At 67.6% G+C, this 18,894-nt stretch carries 16 protein-coding genes; 7 read left to right on the top strand and 9 right to left on the bottom strand.

The annotated features are described in order from the left end of the window. Window positions 1-65: 65 nt before the first annotated feature. Complete coding sequence (locus AC5P5X_RS12280; protein WP_024957802.1) at window positions 66-692, top strand: hypothetical protein; 627 nt, start codon at window positions 66-68, stop codon at window positions 690-692. Window positions 693-783: 91 nt separating this feature from the next. On the opposite strand, the gene AC5P5X_RS12275 is transcribed toward AC5P5X_RS12280, so the two are convergent. From AC5P5X_RS12275 to rpmB, 6 genes are all read right to left on the bottom strand, one after another. Further along, window positions 784-1,110: a low molecular weight protein tyrosine phosphatase family protein gene (locus tag AC5P5X_RS12275; RefSeq protein WP_049396047.1), complete on the bottom strand. Its 327-nt coding sequence runs from the start codon at window positions 1,108-1,110 to the stop codon at window positions 784-786. Window positions 1,111-1,280: 170 nt separating this feature from the next. Next, window positions 1,281-3,473: a DNA helicase II gene (gene uvrD, locus AC5P5X_RS12270; RefSeq protein ID WP_012481620.1), complete on the bottom strand. Its 2,193-nt coding sequence runs from the start codon at window positions 3,471-3,473 to the stop codon at window positions 1,281-1,283. Window positions 3,474-3,482: 9 nt separating this feature from the next. After that, window positions 3,483-4,904, bottom strand: a complete 1,422-nt coding sequence (locus AC5P5X_RS12265) for an FAD/NAD(P)-binding protein (RefSeq protein ID WP_111189041.1) — start codon at window positions 4,902-4,904, stop codon at window positions 3,483-3,485. 45 nt (window positions 4,905-4,949) lie between these two features. Continuing rightward, window positions 4,950-6,368, bottom strand: coding sequence for a cardiolipin synthase (gene cls / locus AC5P5X_RS12260; protein WP_005414897.1), 1,419 nt, complete (start codon window positions 6,366-6,368; stop codon window positions 4,950-4,952). Window positions 6,369-6,680: 312 nt separating this feature from the next. After that, complete coding sequence (rpmG, locus tag AC5P5X_RS12255) at window positions 6,681-6,848, bottom strand: 50S ribosomal protein L33 (RefSeq protein WP_169411268.1); 168 nt, start codon at window positions 6,846-6,848, stop codon at window positions 6,681-6,683. A gap of 10 nt (window positions 6,849-6,858) precedes the next feature. Then, window positions 6,859-7,095, bottom strand: a complete 237-nt coding sequence (rpmB, locus tag AC5P5X_RS12250; protein ID WP_005411638.1) for a 50S ribosomal protein L28 — start codon at window positions 7,093-7,095, stop codon at window positions 6,859-6,861. A 278-nt stretch (window positions 7,096-7,373) separates the two neighbouring features. On the opposite strand from rpmB, the gene AC5P5X_RS12245 reads away from it, so the two are divergent. After that, window positions 7,374-8,588 carry a nucleotide disphospho-sugar-binding domain-containing protein gene (locus tag AC5P5X_RS12245; RefSeq protein WP_111189040.1) on the top strand — a complete coding sequence of 405 codons (1,215 nt, stop codon included), beginning with the start codon at window positions 7,374-7,376 and terminating at the stop codon, window positions 8,586-8,588. A 13-nt stretch (window positions 8,589-8,601) separates the two neighbouring features. Here the strand turns inward: AC5P5X_RS12245 and dnaQ are convergent, their stop codons facing one another. Together dnaQ and AC5P5X_RS12235 are read right to left on the bottom strand one after the other, a co-directional pair. Further along, entirely contained in the window at window positions 8,602-9,111 is a 510-nt protein-coding gene (dnaQ, locus tag AC5P5X_RS12240) for a DNA polymerase III subunit epsilon (RefSeq protein WP_005411640.1), read from the bottom strand. A 55-nt stretch (window positions 9,112-9,166) separates the two neighbouring features. Next, on the bottom strand, window positions 9,167-10,060 hold the full coding sequence (locus tag AC5P5X_RS12235; protein ID WP_099497364.1) for a LysR family transcriptional regulator: 894 nt from the start codon (window positions 10,058-10,060) through the stop codon (window positions 9,167-9,169). Between the two features lie 108 nt (window positions 10,061-10,168). Between AC5P5X_RS12235 and AC5P5X_RS12230 the strand changes: the two genes are divergently transcribed. The 5 genes from AC5P5X_RS12230 to AC5P5X_RS12210 all read left to right on the top strand — a co-directional run bounded on the left by AC5P5X_RS12230 (window position 10,169) and on the right by AC5P5X_RS12210 (window position 16,793). Further along, a complete protein-coding gene (locus AC5P5X_RS12230) occupies window positions 10,169-10,567 on the top strand; it encodes a RidA family protein (RefSeq protein WP_043034426.1) in 399 nt (132 codons plus the stop codon). Window positions 10,568-10,728: 161 nt separating this feature from the next. After that, a complete protein-coding gene (locus AC5P5X_RS12225) occupies window positions 10,729-11,061 on the top strand; it encodes a hypothetical protein (protein ID WP_005414902.1) in 333 nt (110 codons plus the stop codon). A gap of 56 nt (window positions 11,062-11,117) precedes the next feature. Continuing rightward, a complete protein-coding gene (locus AC5P5X_RS12220) occupies window positions 11,118-12,371 on the top strand; it encodes a TolC family protein (protein WP_005414903.1) in 1,254 nt (417 codons plus the stop codon). Next, window positions 12,368-13,573, top strand: a complete 1,206-nt coding sequence (locus AC5P5X_RS12215) for an efflux RND transporter periplasmic adaptor subunit (protein ID WP_062605319.1) — start codon at window positions 12,368-12,370, stop codon at window positions 13,571-13,573. Before AC5P5X_RS12220 ends, AC5P5X_RS12215 begins: the two co-directional genes overlap by 4 nt. A 10-nt stretch (window positions 13,574-13,583) precedes the next feature. After that, a complete protein-coding gene (locus AC5P5X_RS12210; protein WP_109337379.1) occupies window positions 13,584-16,793 on the top strand; it encodes an efflux RND transporter permease subunit in 3,210 nt (1,069 codons plus the stop codon). 95 nt (window positions 16,794-16,888) lie between these two features. Here AC5P5X_RS12210 and AC5P5X_RS12205 read toward each other — a convergent pair whose 3' ends face one another. Next, window positions 16,889-18,661, bottom strand: a complete 1,773-nt coding sequence (locus tag AC5P5X_RS12205; protein ID WP_111173864.1) for a DUF885 domain-containing protein — start codon at window positions 18,659-18,661, stop codon at window positions 16,889-16,891. Window positions 18,662-18,894: the final 233 nt, after the last annotated feature.

The following is an 18,894-nucleotide window of genomic DNA, read 5'->3' as shown; positions in this document are numbered from 1 at the left end:
TCCCGCTGCCTGCGAGCCACGCGATAATGCGCGTCGCAAGGACACCATTCCAACAGGGGGAATACATGAAGTCGATCATTGGTCTTTCGCTGCTGCTGCTCCTCACCGGCTGCGGCATCCGCACCGAAGTGGTGCGCGTGAACGTGCCCGATATCCGGGTGAATCCCGAAGAGGGTCCGGTAGTGGTGGTGGGGCCGGTGCGCGACGTCCGTCCGGTCTATTACCCGGAAGTTGCGGCAGCCGACCGTGCGAAGAACATTGCCGGGGTGGTTCGTCAAGGCAACGGCGTCCTTGTCTCCATCGAGTCCACCACAGCGGCGGACAAGACACGCGCAATCATGATCCAGGCATTGCGAAACATGGGCTATCGCACCGCCGATCAGTGCGAAACCTCATGTACGCAACTGGAGGCCTCGCTCACCGATTTCTCGGTCAAGATGCCGGCGAACTTCTTCCGGATGGTGTCATCCACACAACAGATGCTGGCCGACATTTCGGTGCAGGTCGTTGCGCGGAAGGAAGGCCAGACCCGTACCTTCACCGCCACCGGGCATGGCGCGAACATCTTCCAGGTGCCATCACGCGAGAACTGGGAAATCGCACTGGAGCGCGCGGTAAAGAGTTTCACCAGCAGCCTGCAGCAGTCGATGTCCGAACAGGATGCGACGGCCGGTTCAAAGGCGCAGGACTGACGCTCTGTCTTTCTGGTAGACCCGAGCCATGTTCGGCTGCCTTTCCCGCCAGAAGCAGCCGAGCATGGGCTCGGCTCTACACCACCAACGCTCAACGCAGGAACGGCGCCACCTTGCGCTTCAGCAACTCCACCAGCACCGGGTCCATGTAGTCGTAGTCATCCGGGATATCCAGGCAGATCACCCGCTTGTCCTTCAGCCACGGCTTGTAGCGGCTGGACAGCCGGTTGCGGTGAGCACGCTCCATCACGAACACGATATCGGCCCACTGCAGCAGCTCGGGGCTGAGCACTTCCTCGGCATCGGCCAGCAGCCCGGCCGATGCGGTTTCGATGCCCGGCCACTCGGCGAACACTTGCTCGGCCGTCGGGCTGCGCAGGCGGTTCTGGCTGCAGAGGAAGAGCACGTTGCGGGTCATGGCTGCAGCGTATCGGGGTCGGATCCCTTTTCCAACGGAAAGGGGCTCTGACCCCATACGTGTAACGTCCAACCGCTTTTGTAGAGCCGGGCCTATGCTCGGCTGTTCTTCCCCGCCAACAGCAGCCGAGCATGGCTCGGCTCTACAGGGATCCCGCCCCCCGACGGTGATCAGATCACCGTCAGGTTGGCGTAGGCCATCACCAGCCACTTGCTGCCGGCGTCGGCAAACTCGACCTGCACGCGGGCGTGGGCGCCGCTGCCTTCGTAGTCGGTCACCATGCCTTCGCCGAACTTGGGATGGGTGACCAGCGCGCCGAGCTTGACCGGCGGCGCCTCGATCGAGGCATGGCCCATCACCCGGCTGGCACCCATCGAGGCCGGCCGCGAGACCTGTACCTTCGGGCGCACTTCGTGCAGCAGTTCGCGCGGGATCTCGCGCAGGAAGCGCGACGGCAGGCTGTAGTTGTCCTGGCCGTGGATGCGGCGCGACTCGGCATAGCTCAGCACCAGCTTCTGGCGCGCGCGGGTGATGCCGACGTAGGCCAGGCGGCGCTCTTCCTCCAGCCGCCCGCTTTCCTCCAGCGAACGTGCGCTGGGGAACAGGCCGTCTTCCATGCCCGCCAGGAACACCAGCGGGAATTCCAGGCCCTTGGCCGAATGCAGGGTCATCAGCTGCACGCCGTCCTCGCCGGCCTGCGCCTGGCCTTCACCGGCCTCCAGCGCGGCGTAGGCCAGGAACGCGACCAGCTCGTCCATGTCCTCGCCCACTTCCTCGATGTCGTCGGCGCGGCGCACGAAGCGCGAAGCGACCGAGACCAGTTCGTCGAGGTTGTCGGTGCGCGATTCCGAATCCAGCGAATTGCGGCTTTCCTTGCTCCAGTGCTCGCGCAGCTGCGAGCGGGCCAGCACGTGGTCCACGCGCTCGGCGAGGGTCATGTGCACGGTCTGCGCCTGCAGCTCGTTGACCAGCCCCAGGAAGCCGGCCAGTGCATTGCGCGCGCGTGCGGCCAGCGCGTTGCCCTGGGTGACCAGCATCGTTGCTTCCCACAGCGAGATGCCCTGCGCGCGCGCCTCGCGGCGCACTTCGTCCAGCGTGCGGTCGCCGATGCCCCGGGTAGGCGTGTTGACCGCGCGCTCGAAGGCGGCGTCATCGTTGCGGTTGGACAGCAGGCGCAGGTAAGCCAGCGCGTCCTTGATTTCGGCCCGTTCGAAGAAGCGCATGCCGCCGTACACGCGATAGGGCACCTGTTCGCTCAGCAGCGCCTCTTCAAGCGCGCGCGACTGTGCGTTGCTGCGGTAGAGCACGGCCACTTCGGTGTAGCTGCCACCATCGCGTACCCACTGGCGGGCACGCTCGACGATGTAGCGCGCCTCGTCCATCTCGTTGTACGCCGCGTACAGGTCGATCGGTTCTCCGTCGCCACTGTCGGTCCACAGCTGCTTGCCGATGCGATCCGGGTTGTGCGCGATCACCGCATTGGCAGCGCCGAGGATGTTGGCAGTGGAGCGATAGTTCTGTTCCAGGCGGATGGTCTGCGCACCTGGGAAATCACGCAGGAAGCCCTGCACGTTCTCGACCTTGGCGCCGCGCCAGCCGTAGATGGCCTGGTCATCGTCGCCGACCACGAACACGTGGCCGGAATCGCCGGCCAGCACGCGCACGAAGGCGTACTGGATGGCATTGGTATCCTGGAACTCGTCCACCAGGATCTCGCGGAAGCGGGCACGGTAGTGCGACAGCAGCGCCGGGTTGTCGCGCAGCAGTTCATGCGCGCGCAGCAGCAGCTCGGCGAAGTCGACCAGGCCGGCGCGGTCGCAGCGTGCCTGGTATTCGATATAGGCCTGGCGCATGGTTTCCAGCCACGCATCATGCGGCTCGGGCTGGATGTGCTGCGGGCGACGGCCCTCGTCCTTCTGCGCGTTGATCCACCACGCGATCTGCTTGGCCGGGTACTTGCCGTCGTCCAGCTCCAGCGCCTGCACCACGCGCTTGACCAGCCGCAGCTGGTCGTCCGAGTCCATCACCTGGAAGCCTTCAGGCAGCTTCGCGTCCTGCCAGTGCAGGCGCAGCAGGCGGTTGGCCAGGCCGTGGAAGGTACCGATCCACATGCCACGGCTGCCGTTGGGCAGCTGGGCGTCGATGCGGTGGCGCATTTCGCCGGCCGCCTTGTTGGTGAAGGTCACCGCGAAAATGCCGTGGGTCGGCACGCCTTCGACTTCATGCAGCCAGGCGATGCGGTGGGTGAGTACGCGGGTCTTGCCGGAACCGGCACCGGCCAGCACCAGGTGGTGGCCGGGGGGAGCGGAGACGGCTTCGCGCTGGGCCGGGTTCAGGCCATCAAGCAGGTGGGAGACATCCATGCCCCCATTTTACGGCATCGCCGTCGCGGCTCCTGCGACCACCTGGGTGGCCAGTGCCTGCGCCTGCTGACGCAGTTCAGGCACCGCCAGACTTTCCCACAGGCTGCCGATGCGCAGGCTGCCGAGCACGCCCAGCCGCGCCTGCGGTTGGCCACCGGCGGCACACAGGCGATCGCCCGGCACCGTGCTGTCCAGGCCCAGCCCATGCGGGCCGGGGCGGGCCAGGCCATCGGCCTGCAGCTGCTGCAGCAGCAGGTTGCGCAGCGCACTGGCGCGGGTTTCCACGCCGGTAGCGTTGATCACGCCGCTGATCGTCCACTGCTGTTCATTGCCGGTGGCATCGCGACCCGACAGCCGCAGGGCATCGCCTTCGCGGCCGACGCGTTGCAGGCGGGACCGGTGAACACGCAGTTGGCCGCTTTCGATCAGCGCCTGCAGCTGTGCGTCGACCTCTTCGGCGATGCGGTGGCGATGCACGTCCCAGTAGCGCACCACATGGCGCAGGAAGCGGCGCTGGTCGGCCGCGTCGAGGCTGCACCACAGCGCCTGCCCGTGCGGACGGATGCGGTCCATCACGCCCTGCCACGGCAGGCCGTCGGCCTGTGCCTGGCGTGCGAACCCACGCAACGCGCGCAGGCGCTGGCGCAGGTTCATCGGCAGCAGCGTGGCCGGGTCGAACCTGGGCAGGCCACCATGCGCATGCGGCAACGGCAGCAGGCCGTGGCGCGAGATCACATGCAGCGGGCCGGTGTGGCCGGCGGCGACCAATGCCAACACGGTGTCGGCCATGCTCAGGCCGGAGCCTACGATGGCCACGGCCTGCTCGCCGGCCAGGGTGCGTACGCCGTCGTAGTCCCAGGCCTCGATCACGTCATCGGCGGGCAGTGCCTCGGCACCGGCCACCGGCAGCGGCCGCATGCTGTTGCCGGTGGCCAGCACCGCCTGCGCGGCGTGCAGCGTGCTGCCATCGCCGAGTGTCAGCTGGTAGCCATGGTCATCCGGCTGCAGGCCCAGCACCGGCTGCGCGATCACTTGCAGCTGTGCCGGGCTGGTCGCAGCGGCCTCCTGCAGGCGCTGCTGCAGGTAGGCAGCAAAGTAGTGGCGGCACACATAGCGCTCGCCCAGCACCTCGCGCGCCTCGCCCGGGTAGGCATTGGCGGCCATCAGGTAGTCGAGGAAATCGCCGGGCTGGTCGGCAAACGCACTCATCTTCGCCGCCGGCACGTTCAGCAGATGCTCCGGCCATGGCGTGGCATAGGCGATGCCCTGCGCCAGCTGCGAGGCGGGTTCGAAGATGGCCAGCGCCAGCGGCGCCTTGGCCTGGCGCAACACCTGGATCGCCACCAGCACCCCGGCCGCACCACCACCGATGATTGCCAGGTCCAGTTCGCCATTACGCGGTGAATCAGTCATGTGCCGATTGTAGGCCATCGGCGATGACGGGCCGGATTGCCGGAATGGGCGGCCGGCATTGCTTCACATCAACGCATCGGCCAGCCGTGCAATACCTTCGCGGCTGCGCCGCCACGTGGGACGGCTGCGCCACTGCTGCAGGTCCAGCTGCCGCGACTCGCGCAGGTAGCCGTCCTCGATCGCGCACAGCTGCTGGACCAGCGCGCGGTCGTAGCAGATCAGGCCGATCTCGGCATTCAGCGCGAACGAGCGGATATCCATGTTGATGGAGCCGAGCACGGCGATGTCCTCATCCACGCTCATGTGCTTGGCGTGCAGGAACTGCGGCTCGTACAGCGCGATGCGCACGCCACAGCGCAGCAGTTCATCGTAGTAGGCCTCCTGCGCCCACGACGTCAGCCGCTGGTTGTTGCTGGCAGACAGGATCAGCTGCACCTGCACGCCGGACAATGCGGCGATACGCAGCGCACTCAGTGTGGCTTCGTCAGGCACGAAGTACGGGGTGACCATCACCAGCCGGCGTCGCGCCAGGTGGATCAGCGCGGCTACCGCGTCGCGCGCGTTGCTGTACGGGTAGGCCGGGCCGCTGGGCAGCAGCTGGGTGGCGATGTCGTCGCCGCATTCGGGCACATCGGTGATCACATCCAGGCGCTGGCCGGTCTCCATGTACCAGTCGCTGGCGAATACGGCTTCCAGGTGCGCCACCGCCGGGCCGCGGACGCGCGCCACCAGTTCGCGGTTCGGGTGGCCCGGCACGAACTGCGGGCCCGCCAGGTTCTGCGAACCGACATAGGCCACTTCGTTGTCGATCACCGCGATCTTGCGGTGGTTGCGCAGGTCCATGCGTCCGCTGCGACGCCAGCGCAGGCCACCGGGCAGCATCGCGCGCACTTCGATGTCGCGCGCCTGCAGGCGCTTGCGATAGGCGCGCAGGCCACGCTTGGCGCCCACCGCATCGAGCAGCACGCGGCACTGCACGCCACGCGCGGCGGCACGCTGCAAGGCCTCGACAATGGCCTCGCCGACCGCGTCGTCGAACATCAGGTAGTACAGCAGGTGCACGCGGTCTTCGGCCTGGTCGATGTCGGCGATCAGCGTGTGCAGCGACTCGTCGTAGTCGGTCAGCAGATCGACGGCGTTGCCGTGTACCGGCATGAAATCGCCCTGGCGCTGCACCAACGGCACGATCTCGGCGCTGGCGGTGTCGGGCTGTGGGGTCCAGCGCAGGCGATGCTGCAGCGCCTGCTCCTCGCGGATCACCTGCGAGGCCTCGGCCTGGCGGCGGATGCGCTCGCGCGACAGCCACGGGTGGCCGAACAGCAGGTACAGCGGCAGGCCCAGCAGCGGTACGAAGCCGACCAGCAGCAGCCAGCTGCGCGCCGCGCCGGGCGTGGTGCGGGTGGGAATCCAGCACAGCGCGACCAGCCGGATCAGCCAGTCGATCAGCAGCAGGTAGGAACCCAGCAACCACTCGAACAGCATCGTGTCGCCCGTCGGGAGGTGATGGGCCATTCTGCCCACCGGCCTTTGTAGAGTCGAGCCGCGCTCGACTGCGTTGAAGCAGCGTGCCAACCAAGGTTGGCACCTACCGGGGGCGGGGACCGCGTGTCGACCAAGGTCGACACCTACCGAGCACGGGGACAGCGTGCCAACCAAAGTTGGCACCTACCGGGGGGTGGAGGGAGTGTGCCGACCAACGGCCGGCACCCACAGGCACCCACCACGGGAACATCGGGCATGAAAAAACCCGCCACAAGGGCGGGTTTCTTCGCGGGGACCAGCAATCCTTGCGGATTACTTGATCTTGCCTTCCTTGTACAGGACGTGCTTGCGCACGACCGGATCGTACTTCAGGAATTCCATCTTCCCCGGGGTGTTCTTCTTGTTCTTGTCGGTCGTGTAGAAGTGGCCGGTACCGGCCGAGGAAATCATACGGACCTTATCGCGCTTGCCTGCCATGATGCTTTACTCCTCAGACCTTTTCGCCGCGCGCACGCAGCTCAGCCAGAACGGAATCAATGCCGTTCTTGTCGATGGTGCGCAGTGCATGCGCGGAAACACGAAGCTTGACCCAGCGGTTCTCGCTGGCCACCCAGAAACGGCGCTCGTGCAGATTCGGCAGGAAACGACGACGGGTCTTGTTGTTGGCGTGCGAGACGTTGTTACCCGTCTGCACTCGCTTGCCGGAAACCTGGCATACGCGGGACATTGCGCACCTCGATAGTAGTAGTTGTCAGCCCGTAGCCCGGGAGACGGCGGCCTCGATGGTTGCCCACCACACGTCAAGAGAATCAAAGGGTTACGCTGGCGTTGGGCGGCCGGGGACGTGCTCCCGGGGGCGCCGCCCGGTAGAAAACCGGACACAGCGAGCCGCGCATTATGCACGGGTTCAAGCACTTGCGCAAGTTACCCACAGGCTGCGGCTGAACCGGCAGGGCCGGGAGCCCGCCAACCGGCATACTGCTCCGGTTCACTGCGGAGCTTTCCATGCGGCTGCTGGCCCTGACCTACGGAACCGAAGGCGATACGCGTCCGCTGGCCATGCTCTGCCATGGGCTGATCGGCGCAGGCCACGAGGTGGCACTGCTTGCCGATGGCGGCACCCTGGGCAGCGCGCAGGCACTGGATGTGCCCCATGCGGCTCTTGAAGGTGACATCCATGACGAAGTGGTCGCGCTGGTCTCGCGTGGCAACGGTGTTGCCGCCGCCAGTAGCGGGCTGGCACGGATGGCGCTGCAGCATGTCAGCGGCTGGATGCGCCAGGCAGATGCCGCTGCCGAAGGCTGCGATGCGATTCTGACCGGTGGCCTGGCGGCCTTTGTCGGCATGAGCGTGGGCGAACGCCGCGGACTGCCGGTCATCGGCACCGGCATGATCCCGCTGACCCCGACGCGGGCCTTCCGCTCTCCGTTCCTGCCACCGGGACGCTCGCCGGGCTGGTTGAACCGCGCCAGCTATGGGCTGGTCAACGGCCTGATCTGGCGCCAGTTCCGTCGGCCGATCAACGCAGCCCGCAAGCAGCTGGGGCAATCGCCGCGCCGCTCGCTGTGGCCCGGCCTGCCGATGCTCTATGGCATCTCGCCGCAGCTGCTGCCGCCACCGGCGGATTGGCCGGCCGACCACATCGTCTGTGGCCAATGGCGCCTTCCCGATGCGCCCTGGATACCCCAGGCCGATCTGCAGGCCTTCCTCGATGCCGGCTCGGCGCCGGTGTATCTGGGCTTCGGCAGCATGACCGGCTTTGATCGCGAGCGCGTGTTGCCGGCCCTGCTGCAGGCGCTGGCGCCACGCCGGGTGCTGCTGTTTCCTGGCTGGGTGGGACTGCCTGCGATGCGCTTGCCCGATTCGGTCTTCGTACTGGGGCCGACTCCACACGAAGCGCTGTTCCCGCGTTGCGCATTCGCCATCCATCACGGTGGCAGCGGCACCACGCATTCGGCCTGCCGCGCCGGTGTTCCTTCGCTGGTGATGCCGTTCGCCGCCGATCAGTTCTTCTGGGCTGATCGTCTGTATCGGTTGGGCGTGGCACCGGCACCGTTGTCACCGAAGCGGCTGGACGCAGCAACGCTGGCGGCAGCCATCACCTTCGTTGAAACCGACGCAACACGCGCACGCGCGGCGGCCCTGGGCGTGGCGATGCGCCATGAGGACGGGGTGGCCTGTGGCGTTGCAATGATCGAGCGATGGTTGCGGCCGGTGTGACAGCGGCCAGGCCTCAGCGCAGGTGCGGAATCACCTGCGCCAGCAGGTGCGCATCCTTCAACGCGCCATGCAGGCCGCGCTGGCTGGGAATGCGCAGGCGCTGCAGCACATCATCCAGCTTGTTGCCCTGACCCGGCCAGCGTCCCCGCGCAAGCTTCAGGCTGCAGGTGATGCGGCAGTGCTGGGCCAGCGTGCCGGGGATGCCGGACAGGCGCAGCTCGTTGTCCAGGAAGCCCACATCGAAGGTAGCGTTGTGCGCGACCATCTCGCTGCCGCGCAGGAACTCCAGCAGTTCGGCCGCCTTGCTGGAGAACAGCGGCTTGCCCACCAGCATCGCATCGCTGATGCCGTGCACGCGCTGTGCGCCCCAATCCACCTTGCGCTGCGGCTGCAGGTAGGTGTGGAACTGGCGGCCGGTGAGCTGGCCATCGATCAGTTCGACGGCACCGATTTCGATCACCCGGTGCCCCAGGCGGTGGGAGATGCCGGTGGTTTCGGTATCCAGTGCGACGATGCGGCTCATCAGGGTGTGCGTTCTCCAGTACGTGCACGCCGATTCTCGCACGCGGCCGATGCACTCACCCCAACGCTTCCACCACCCAATCGATGAACACCCGCAGCCGCTGGCTCATGTGCCGGTTCGGCGGGAACATCACATGCATCGGCATCGGCGGCAGCTGCCAGTCCTGCAACACCGGCAGCAGCTCGCCGCGCGCCACGTGCGGTTCGGCCATGTAGCTGGGCAGCGCCACCACGCCCAACCCCGCCAACGCAGCGGCCAGATAGGCATTTCCATCATCGAAGCCGACCGTATAGCGGCCCTGCACCTCAACGCGCTCATCGCCGCGCTGTGCGCTGAACACCCGCGCCCGGCCACTGCGCGGGCTGAGGAAGCCGATCATGTGGTGGTCGGGTCCTTCCAGCGCGCGCGGGTCGGTCGGCAGGCCGAAGCGCTGCACATAGCCCGGACTGGCGTGGAAACCGATCGGCAGCGCGCCGAGCGGTCGCGCCACCAGTGCCGGGTCGGCCGGGGTGCCACCCCGGATCACGCAATCGACGTTGTCTGCGATGACGTCGACCTCGCGGTCGCTGACGCCGATGTCCAGCTGGATCTCCGGGTAGCGCGCCTGGAAATCCGGCAACGCCGGCACCAGCCGCAACCGCGCGTACGGCCCGGGCACATCCACGCGCAGCCGCCCGCGTGGCTGGGTGGCCGCGTCACCCAGCCCGCCCTCCACTTCTTCCAGCTCGGCCAGCAGGCGGGCGATGCGCGGGTAGTAGGCCGCGCCGTCGGCGGTGACGCTGACCCGGCGCGTGGTGCGGTTGAGCAGGCGCAGCCGCAGGTGTGCCTCCAGCTGCTGCACCAGCTGGGTGACCGTGGTGCGGCTGATCTGCAGCGTGTGCGCGGCGCGGGTGAAGCTGCCGGTTTCCACGACCCGGGCAAACGCCCGCATCGCCTCGAAACGGTCCATGGCGGGCCATGATTGTTTGGAATTGGCAATCAATCTAGGCTGATCATCGCGGTTTATCCAGACAGCACTGGCGCGGAGGATGGCGTTCTCTCCCACGGGATCTTCCCCATGTCACAGCGTGATGTCGTTTTCCCCGCCGGCCGCCAGGCCCTGTACGAGCGCAACCGCTACTCGCCGGCGATCCGATCCAACGGCTTCCTGTTCGTCTCCGGCCAGGTCGGCAGCCGCGAGGACGGCTCACCCGAGCCGGATTTCGAAATCCAAGTGCGCCGCGCGTTCGAGAATCTCAATGCGGTGCTGGCCGCCGCCGGCTGCACGTTCGATGACGTGATCGATGTGACTGTATTTCTGGTCGATCCGGAAGAGAACTTCGAGAAGGCCTGGGCGATCGTGCCCGAGTACTGGGGCGAGGCGCCGCACCCGACCCTGACCGGTATTGGCGTGACCTGGCTGTATGGGTTCCAGTTCGAGATCAAGGTGATCGCGAAGCTGCCTGCAGACCGGTAGTGCCGGCCGCTGGCCGGCAGCAAGGTGTCGGGGTCAGAGCCCTTTCCGGCGGAAAGGGATCCGACCCCGCGCCCGGCCCACCTGAACGGGAGATTCCGACGTATTCCCGAAGCGGCCATTGATATTGTATCCGGCGAAAACCGCTTGCTAGCCTCCCTTCCATGCGCCGGATCACCCGCCAACTGCGTACGTACCTGATGATGCTGCTGATGGCGGCATTCGTGGTCGTGCCGGTGGCCGACGCGCTGGCCTGCACGGTAGAACCGCACGCCAGCACGGTGCACGTGGAGTCCGCACCGGATGCCGATGGCGATACCGACGGCAAGCATGTTGGTGCCTGTGGCCACAACCACTGCCACCACTCCAACCTGAGCCTGCCGGCCAGTACCCTCGCCGCCTTCGGTGCGCCACTGCCGGCGCGCTGGATGAATGCCGGCGACGCGGCGACCTATGCGGTCGCCCAGGATGAATTGACGCGTCCCCCCCGGGCGTGAGTTGAGCGCGTCCCGCGATTGCGGGCTCCCGTTTCACTCACAACCGGAATCCTCCTATGTCGATCCTGACACCTCGGTCGCCGCGCGCGGCCGGGCTGGTCGTCGCCGTGTTGCTGGGCCTGGCCCCGGCGGCATCGGTGATGGCGCAAGCCGCCCCTTCCTACGACGCCCTGCTTGAACGCCTGGACCAGCTGCCCGGCACCCGCGTGGGTGCGGCGCTGGCCGAGGCCGCCGACGCGCGCGCCGACCAGGCCCGTGCATTGCCCAACCCTTCCCTCTCCTACTCAGCTGAAAATGCCTGGGGCACCGGCTCCTATGGCGGCATGGGCAAGGCCGATACCGTGCTCACCTTGTCCCAGCCGCTGGAGGTCTGGGGCCAGCGTGGCGCGCGCGTCCGTGCGGCCCGGGCCGAAGCCCAGGCGGCCAACCTGCGTGGTGCCCAAAGCCGCAGCGACGTGGCCAGCCAGCTGGCGGTGGTCTACGCACAGGCGGAAAGTGCACTGCGCCGCTACACCCTGGCCGAAGAAGCACTGACCCTCACCCGCGCTGACGCCAACGCCGTCAACGCGTTGGTCAAGCAGGGCCGCGAACCGCAGCTGCGTGCGGTGCAGGCGCAGAGCGAGGTGGCCAACGCCAGCGCCGCGCTGGATGAAGCGCAGGCGTTCCGCGATGCCGCGCTGGCCCGCCTGGCCGGTGCTGCACTGCTGGATGCACCGGTGCAGTCGATCAACGACAGCCTGCTCGACCGTGCGCCGCCGCTACCGCGTGGCGCCACCGACGTGGCACTGGCGGTGCGCATCGCCGAAGCCGAAGCCGATGCGGCGGGCAAGCTGGTCGAGCTGGAGCGCAAGCGTGCCCTGCCCGACCTAAGTGTCACCGCCGCGCAGACCCGCTTCCGCGAAGGCGGCGAGCGTGCCTACAACCTCGGGGTCAGCCTCAGCATCCCGCTGTTCGACCGCAACCGCGGTGGCATCCGCGCCGCCAATGCCGACCAGCGCGCGGCCGAAGCGCGCCTGGACCAGCAGCGCCGCGACAGCGAGGCCGAGCGCCTCTCTGCGGTGGCCGGGTTGAAGGCCGCCAGCAGCCGTACCCGCGCCGCCGATGAAAGCGTGGTCGCCGCCGAAGAGGCGTATCGCCTGGCCCGCATTGGCTTCGACGCCGGACGCATCTCGCAGCTGGAACTGCGCAGCACGCGCAGCGCCCTCATCGCCGCCCGCGGCACCGCCGTGGATGCGCGCCTGTCGCGCGTCGCCGCGGAAATCGATCTTGCCCGCCTGGAAGGGCGCGCACCCTTTGTGGAGGCTCCATGACTCTCTCCCGTACTTTCCCGCTGATCGGCGGCGTACTGCTGACCGTCCTGCTGGCTGGCTGCGCCGGCAACGCGCAGACGCCTGCCAATGAAAACCCCGCTGCGGCCAAGGCCGGCACCGACGATGGCCACGGCCATGCCGCCGGCAGCAAGGAAGCCAAGGCAGAAACCGCGAAGGCACCTGCTGACGCCGACGAAGGCGTGGTGCAGCTGACCCCGGAGCAGATCAAGGCCTCCGGTATCGAAGTGGTCGCGATCGGTCGCGGTGGCGGTGGCTCCACGCGCCTGTCCGGCCGGGTCGAACCGTCGGTCGGTGCACGCGCCTCGGTGGCGTCGACCGTGACCGGCCGCGTCGAACGCGTTCTGGTCGCACCGGGCACCGCGGTGAAGCAGAACCAGGCACTGGCGATCGTGGTCAGCGGCGAAGCGGCGGTGTTCCGCGCCAATGCGCTGGCCGCAGCGGCCGAAGCCGAAGCCGCGCGGCTGGCCTATGGCCGCGACAAGGCGCTGGTCGACCAGGGCGTGGTCGCCCGCCAGGAGATGGAAGCCTCCCGTGCACGTTCGCTGGCGGCACAGGCCCAGGCTGCTGCCGCGCAGGCCCAGGCCGCCGCCAACGGTGCGCCCGATGCCAGCGGTCGCGTGCGCATCACCAGCCCGGTGGCCGGCATCGTCGGCAACGTGCAGGTCACCCCGGGCGGCGTGGTCGCCGCCGGCAGCGCGGTGGCCGACGTCGCCGACCCGACGATGAACGAGCTGGTGTTCACCGCACCGCCGGCGCTGGCCGCGCAGGTCACGCCCGGCATGAAGCTGGAAGTCAGCGTGCCGGGTGGCAGCTTCACCGCCACCGTCACCGGTTCGGCCGCCGATGTGCGCCAGCAGGGCGGCGTCGCGGTCATCCGTGCCACGCCGGTGGATGCCTCGTTGCCGCCGGCAGGTTCGCCGGTATCGGCGGTGGTGGTCACCGAAGGCCAGGACGACTCGCTCAGCGTCCCGGCCGATGCAGTGCAGAACGTCGATGGCAGCAGCGCGGTGTTCGTCGCCGTCGAAGGCGGCTTCAAGGCGCAGCCGGTGCTGGCCGGCCGTCGCGCTGGTGAACGCATCGAGATCCTCGGTGGCCTGACCGGCAGCGAGCGCATCGTTGGCAGCAACGCCTTCCTGCTCAAGGCCGAGCTGGCCAAGGGCGAAGCCGAGCACGGCCACTGAGGAGGCGACCATGTTCAAGCTGATCATTGAAACAGCGGTGCGCCACCGCTGGCTGGTGGTGTTCATGGCGGCGCTGATCGCCGCGGTGGGCCTGTTCCAGCTGGGCAAGCTGCCGATCGACGCGGTGCCGGACATCACCAACCGCCAGGTGCAGATCAACACGGTGGCACCGGCGCTGACCCCGGAGCAGATCGAGCGGCAGGTGACCTACCCGCTGGAAACCGCGCTGGCCGGCATCCCCGGCCTGACCACCACGCGTTCACTGTCGCGCAATGGCTTCTCGCAGGTCACCGCGATCTTCACCGATGCGACCGACATCTACTTCGCGCGCCAGCAGGTGGCCGAACGCATGCGCGAGGCATCTGAAGACCTGCCCGATGGCGCGTCGCCGATGCTGTCGCCGGTTACCACCGGCCTCGGCGAAGTGCTGATGTGGACCGTGGACTTCACCACGTTCGATCCGGCCAAGCTGGCCAAGCCGGGTGAAGCCGGCTGGCAGGCCGGCGAGGTCTACCGCACGCCGGAAGGCAATCTGCTGTGCACGCCGGAAGAACGTGCGACCTACCTGCGCACCGTGCAGGACTGGATCATCGCGCCGCAGATGCGTTCCAGCCCGGGGCTGGCCGGCGTCGATACGGTCGGTGGCTACGTCAAGGAATATGGCGTGCATCCGGACAGCGCCCGGCTGGCCGCGCACGGCCTCGGCCTGGCCGATCTGGTCACCGCCCTGCAGCGTTCCAACGTGCAGGCCGGTGCCGGTTTCGTGCAGCGCGCCGGCGAAGGACTGGTGGTGCGTGCCGATGGCCTGGCGCTGACCACCGAGGATCTGGCACAGGCCCCGGTGGCGACCCGCAATGGCGTGGTGGTGCGCGTGGCCGATGTGGCCGAGGTCGAGCTGAGCCGCGCGCCGCGCCTGGGTGCGGCCAGCCGCAACGGCCATGAAGCCGTACTGGGTACCGCGCTGATGATTGCCGGCGGCAACAGCCGCACCGTGGCGCAGGCCGCTGCGGCGCGCCTGGAACAGGTGAACAAATCGCTGCCGGCCGACATTGTGGCCGCGCCGGTGCTGGACCGCAGCGTGCTGGTCAATTCCACCATCAAGACCGTGGCCAGGAACCTCACCGAGGGCGCGCTGCTGGTGGTGGTGGTGCTGTTCCTGCTGCTGGGCAACCTGCGTGCAGCGACGATCACCGCGCTGGTGATTCCGCTGTCGTTCCTGTTCGCAGTAATCGGCATGAACCGCTTCGGGATCAGCGGCAACCTGATGAGCCTGGGTGCGCTGGACTTTGGCATCCTGGTGGACGGTGCGGTGATCGTGGTCGAATCGACCCTGCTGATGCTGGGCCAGCGCCGCGCCGAACTGGGCCGTGCGTTGACCGCGATGGAGCGGCTGCGCGTGGCTGCCGATTCGGCGATGAAGATGGCGCGTCCAGCTGCGTTCGGACAGTTGATCATCCTGCTGGTGTTCGCGCCGATCCTCACGCTGGAAGGTGTGGAGGGCAAGACGTTCCACCCGATGGCAGCGACCTTCATGCTGGCCCTGGTCGGTGCCTTCCTGTTCTCCTTCACCTTCGTGCCGGCGATGGCCGCGCTGCTGGTGCGCGAGCCGAAGGTAAAGGACGGCGATACGCATGCCGAAGATGGCGAGCACGAGACCAGGCTGATCCGCGTGCTGCGTGCGCGCATCGAACCGGTGGTGCGCAAGGCCGTGGCACATCCGCGCACGGTGCTGGCAGCTGCGGTGATGATGGTGGTGGTGGGCATCGGCGCGTTCTCGCTGCTGGGCCGCGAGTTCATGCCGACGCTGGACGAAGGCAACGTGGCGATGCAGGCCCTGCGCGTGCCGTCGACCTCACTGGAGCAGTCGCTGGCGATGCAGCTCGCGCTGGAGAAAGCGATCGCCAAGCAGCCGGAAGTGGAAACCGTATTCTCGCGTACCGGTACCGCCGAGGCGGCCATCGACCCGATGCCGACCAACATCTCCGACAGCGTGATCGTGCTGAAGCCGCGCAAGGACTGGCCCGATCCGAAGCTGGCCAAGGACGCACTGGTGGCGCGCTTCGAAAAGCTGGCCGGGCAGCAGCTGGGCAACAGCTTCGAGTTCAGCCAGCCGATCGAACTGCGCTTCAACGAGCTGATTTCCGGCGTGCGTACCGACCTGGCGGTGATGATCTTCGGCGATGACTTCAGCCAGCTGCAGAAGGTGGCCGACCAGGTGGCGCTGAAGCTGCGTGCGGTGAACGGCGCGGCCGACGTGCGGGTGGAACAGATCTCCGGCCTGCCTACGCTCAACGTGGCGATCGACCACGTGGCGGCGGCGCAGTACGGCCTGACTGCCGCAGACGTCAGTGATGCACTGTCCACCGGCATTGGCGGCACGGCGGCCGGCAAGATCTTCGAAGGTGATCGCCGCTTCAACGTGGTGGTGCGCCTGGACGATGCCTCGCGCAACGATCCGGACCAGCTGGCCTCGCTGCCGATCGCCACGCCTTCGGGGCTGGTGATTCCGCTGTCGTCAGTGGCGCGCATCACGGTGAGCGAAGGGCCGAACCAGATCAGCCGCAACAACGGCAGCCGCCGCGTGGTGGTGCAGGCCAACGTGCGCGGTCGCGATCTGGGCGGCTTCGTCGGCGAGGCGCAGGCAGCGGTGGCCGACGTGGCACTGCCGCCGGGTGCCTACCTGACCTGGGGTGGCCAGTTCGAGAACCTGCAGCGCGCGGAGAAGCGGCTGGCGACGGTAGTGCCGGTGGTGTTCCTGCTGATCGGTAGCCTGCTGTTCATGGCCCTGCGCAGCGGCAAGGAAGCCATTCTGGTGTTCAGCTGCGTGCCGTTGGCGCTGGTCGGCGGCATCCTCGCGCTGCTGCTGCGGGGCATGCCGTTCTCGGTGTCGGCGGCGGTCGGCTTCATCGCCGTCTCCGGCGTGGCCACCTTGAACGGCCTGGTGCTGATGCAGGCGATCCGCGAACGCCTGGATGCCGGTGACCTGCCGCTGCAGGCAGCGATCAACGGTGCCTCCAGCCGCATCCGCGCGGTGCTGACCACGGCGCTGGTGGCGATCGTCGGCTTCATTCCGATGGCGATTGCCAGCGGTTCCGGTGCGGAAGTGCAGAAGCCGTTGGCGACGGTGGTGATCGGTGGCCTGATCACCGCCACCGTGCTGACCCTGCTGGTGCTGCCGACCTTTGCTGCACGAGTGGCCAAGCCGCGGGCGGTGGGGTGAGCTGAGAGGGGGTCGGAGCCCTTTCCTTGGGAAAGGGATCCGACCCCGTGACCGGGTCGGATTGCCGGCCAGCGGCCGGCACTACCCGGTAGCGGTCAGGCCTTCTTGCGCTCGGCGATGTAGGCTTGGATCTGCTGTTCCAGCACCGGCAGCGGCACCGAGCCCTGCTTGAGCAGGGTGTCGTGGAAGCCCTTGATGTCGAACTTGTCGCCCAGTTCCTTCTCGGCCTGCGCGCGCAGGCGCACGATGGCGATCTCGCCCAGCTTGTAGCTCAGTGCCTGGCCCGGCCAGGAGATGTAGCGGTCCACTTCGGTGGTCACTTCATGCTCGCTCAGCGCGGTGTGGTCACGCAGGTAGGCCAGCGCCTGCTCGCGGGTCCAGCCCTTGCTGTGCACGCCGGTGTCGATCACCAGGCGCGCGGCGCGCCACATCTCATAGGTCAGGCGGCCGAAATCCTCGTACGGGGTTTCGTAGATGCCCATCTCCACGCCCAGCTTCTCGCAGTACAGCGCCCAGCCTTCGCCATAGGCGGAGATGTAGGCGTTGCGGCGGAACTCGGGCAGGTTCTTCTGTTCGGCGGCGATCGCGCCCTGCAGCGCGTGGCCCGGATCGGACTCATGCAGCGTCAGTGCCGGCAGGTTGTACAGCGGGCGCGACGGCAGGTTGTAGGTATTGAGCCAGTAGGTGCCCATGCCACCACGGCCGGCGGTCCAGAACGGCGCGATATCCGGCGGCACCGGCACGATGGTGAAGCGCGCGCGCGGCAGCGTCATGTACTTGCCGAGCTGGCCGTCCGCCCGCTTGGAGATCCACGCGGCACGCGACAGCAGCTCTTCCGGCGTCTTGGCATAGAACTGCGGATCGGTACGCAGGAAGGTCAGGAACTCGGCGAAGCTGCCCTTGAACTTCACCTGCTTGATGATGTCGTTCATTTCCTTCTGGATGCGTGCGACTTCATCCAGGCCGATGCGATGGATCTCGTCCGGCGACAGGTCCAGCGTGGTGTATTCGTGGATCTGCTGCTTGTAGTACGCCTTGCCATCAGGCATCGCTTCGGCGGCCAGGGTGGTGCGCGCCTGCGGCACGTACTCGTTGACGAAGAAGGTGCGCAGCTGCTGGAACGCCGGCACCACCTTGCCGCTGATCGCTTCACGCGCCTGCGCCTGCAGCCTAGCCTGCTCGGCGGCCGGGATGGTGGTGGGCAGCTTCTTGAACGGCGCGTACAGCGGCGACTCGGTGGGATCCATCAGCTCGGCGACGGTGGCGATGGAGACCTCGCGGCCATCGAGCACGGCACGCGGCACGCTGAAGCCACGCTTCAGGCCGGCACGCATGTTCTCGGTCTGCTGGCCGAAGTAACGCGGCACATCGTTCAGCCGTGCGATGTAGTTCTGGTAGTCCTGCACGGTCTTCATCTCGCGCCGGGCCATGAAGGATAGGTTGGACCAGAACGAGGAGTCGGCGTTGAACGGCATCTCGTAGCCGCGCAGGCGCGTCTCTTCGGCCAGGTTGAACACCTGGTCGTGGTAGATCGCGTAGTTGACCTGGTTGTCGGGCGACAGGGTCTTCGGGTCGATCTTCTTCAGCGCGGCGAGGGTCTCGTCCCACACCTTCAGGCGCGCCTGCTGCGCGGCCGGGCCGACATCGGGCATGCGGGTGGCATTGGCCGGCGCGTCTTCGTCCTCGCTGGCCTCACCGCCGCCCTGCTGGCGCCACTTCCATTCCTTCTCGTACAGCGCGCGGAAGGCGGCATCGGCGGGCGATTCGGTGGCCACGCTGGCCGGTGCGGCGGTGGCAGGCGGCGCGGCAAGGGCCACGGCGGGGGCGGACAGGGCAATCAGCAGGGCAACGGCAAGACGGGTTTTCACGAGCACAGGTTCCCGGGAAGGCAGACCCCGATGATGGCACCGCCCACGGCCCACGGCATGGGACGAAGGTCCTGCCTGCAGCGCAGGCAGGACCGGGAACCGGCCGCAGGCCGGGGCCCCAGCGCCGGGGGCGCGTGGTAGAGCCGACTGTCAGTCGGCTGCTCTTCCGCCACATGCAGCAAACCCCGCGCTCCGCGCGAAAGTCGACTGACAGTCGACTCTACCCACGGCAG

The sequence above is a fragment of the Stenotrophomonas sp. YJH_SMC_91 genome (genome assembly GCF_059368495.1).
This window is presented reverse-complemented; position numbering and strand designations above follow the sequence as displayed.

What these genes read in the sequence shown, in the direction of transcription:
- AC5P5X_RS12280 (WP_024957802.1), top strand. Translation starts at nt 66, where the DNA reads ATGAAGTCGATCATTGGTCTTTCGCTGCTGCTGCTCCTCACCGGCTGC.
- AC5P5X_RS12275 (WP_049396047.1), bottom strand. Translation starts at nt 1,110, where the DNA reads ATGACCCGCAACGTGCTCTTCCTCTGCAGCCAGAACCGCCTGCGCAGC.
- uvrD (WP_012481620.1), bottom strand. Translation starts at nt 3,473, where the DNA reads ATGGATGTCTCCCACCTGCTTGATGGCCTGAACCCGGCCCAGCGCGAA.
- AC5P5X_RS12265 (WP_111189041.1), bottom strand. Translation starts at nt 4,904, where the DNA reads ATGGCCTACAATCGGCACATGACTGATTCACCGCGTAATGGCGAACTG.
- cls (WP_005414897.1), bottom strand. Translation starts at nt 6,368, where the DNA reads ATGCTGTTCGAGTGGTTGCTGGGTTCCTACCTGCTGCTGATCGACTGG.
- rpmB (WP_005411638.1), bottom strand. Translation starts at nt 7,095, where the DNA reads ATGTCCCGCGTATGCCAGGTTTCCGGCAAGCGAGTGCAGACGGGTAAC.
- AC5P5X_RS12245 (WP_111189040.1), top strand. Translation starts at nt 7,374, where the DNA reads ATGCGGCTGCTGGCCCTGACCTACGGAACCGAAGGCGATACGCGTCCG.
- dnaQ (WP_005411640.1), bottom strand. Translation starts at nt 9,111, where the DNA reads ATGAGCCGCATCGTCGCACTGGATACCGAAACCACCGGCATCTCCCAC.
- AC5P5X_RS12235 (WP_099497364.1), bottom strand. Translation starts at nt 10,060, where the DNA reads ATGGACCGTTTCGAGGCGATGCGGGCGTTTGCCCGGGTCGTGGAAACC.
- AC5P5X_RS12230 (WP_043034426.1), top strand. Translation starts at nt 10,169, where the DNA reads ATGTCACAGCGTGATGTCGTTTTCCCCGCCGGCCGCCAGGCCCTGTAC.
- AC5P5X_RS12225 (WP_005414902.1), top strand. Translation starts at nt 10,729, where the DNA reads ATGCGCCGGATCACCCGCCAACTGCGTACGTACCTGATGATGCTGCTG.
- AC5P5X_RS12220 (WP_005414903.1), top strand. Translation starts at nt 11,118, where the DNA reads ATGTCGATCCTGACACCTCGGTCGCCGCGCGCGGCCGGGCTGGTCGTC.
- AC5P5X_RS12215 (WP_062605319.1), top strand. Translation starts at nt 12,368, where the DNA reads ATGACTCTCTCCCGTACTTTCCCGCTGATCGGCGGCGTACTGCTGACC.
- AC5P5X_RS12210 (WP_109337379.1), top strand. Translation starts at nt 13,584, where the DNA reads ATGTTCAAGCTGATCATTGAAACAGCGGTGCGCCACCGCTGGCTGGTG.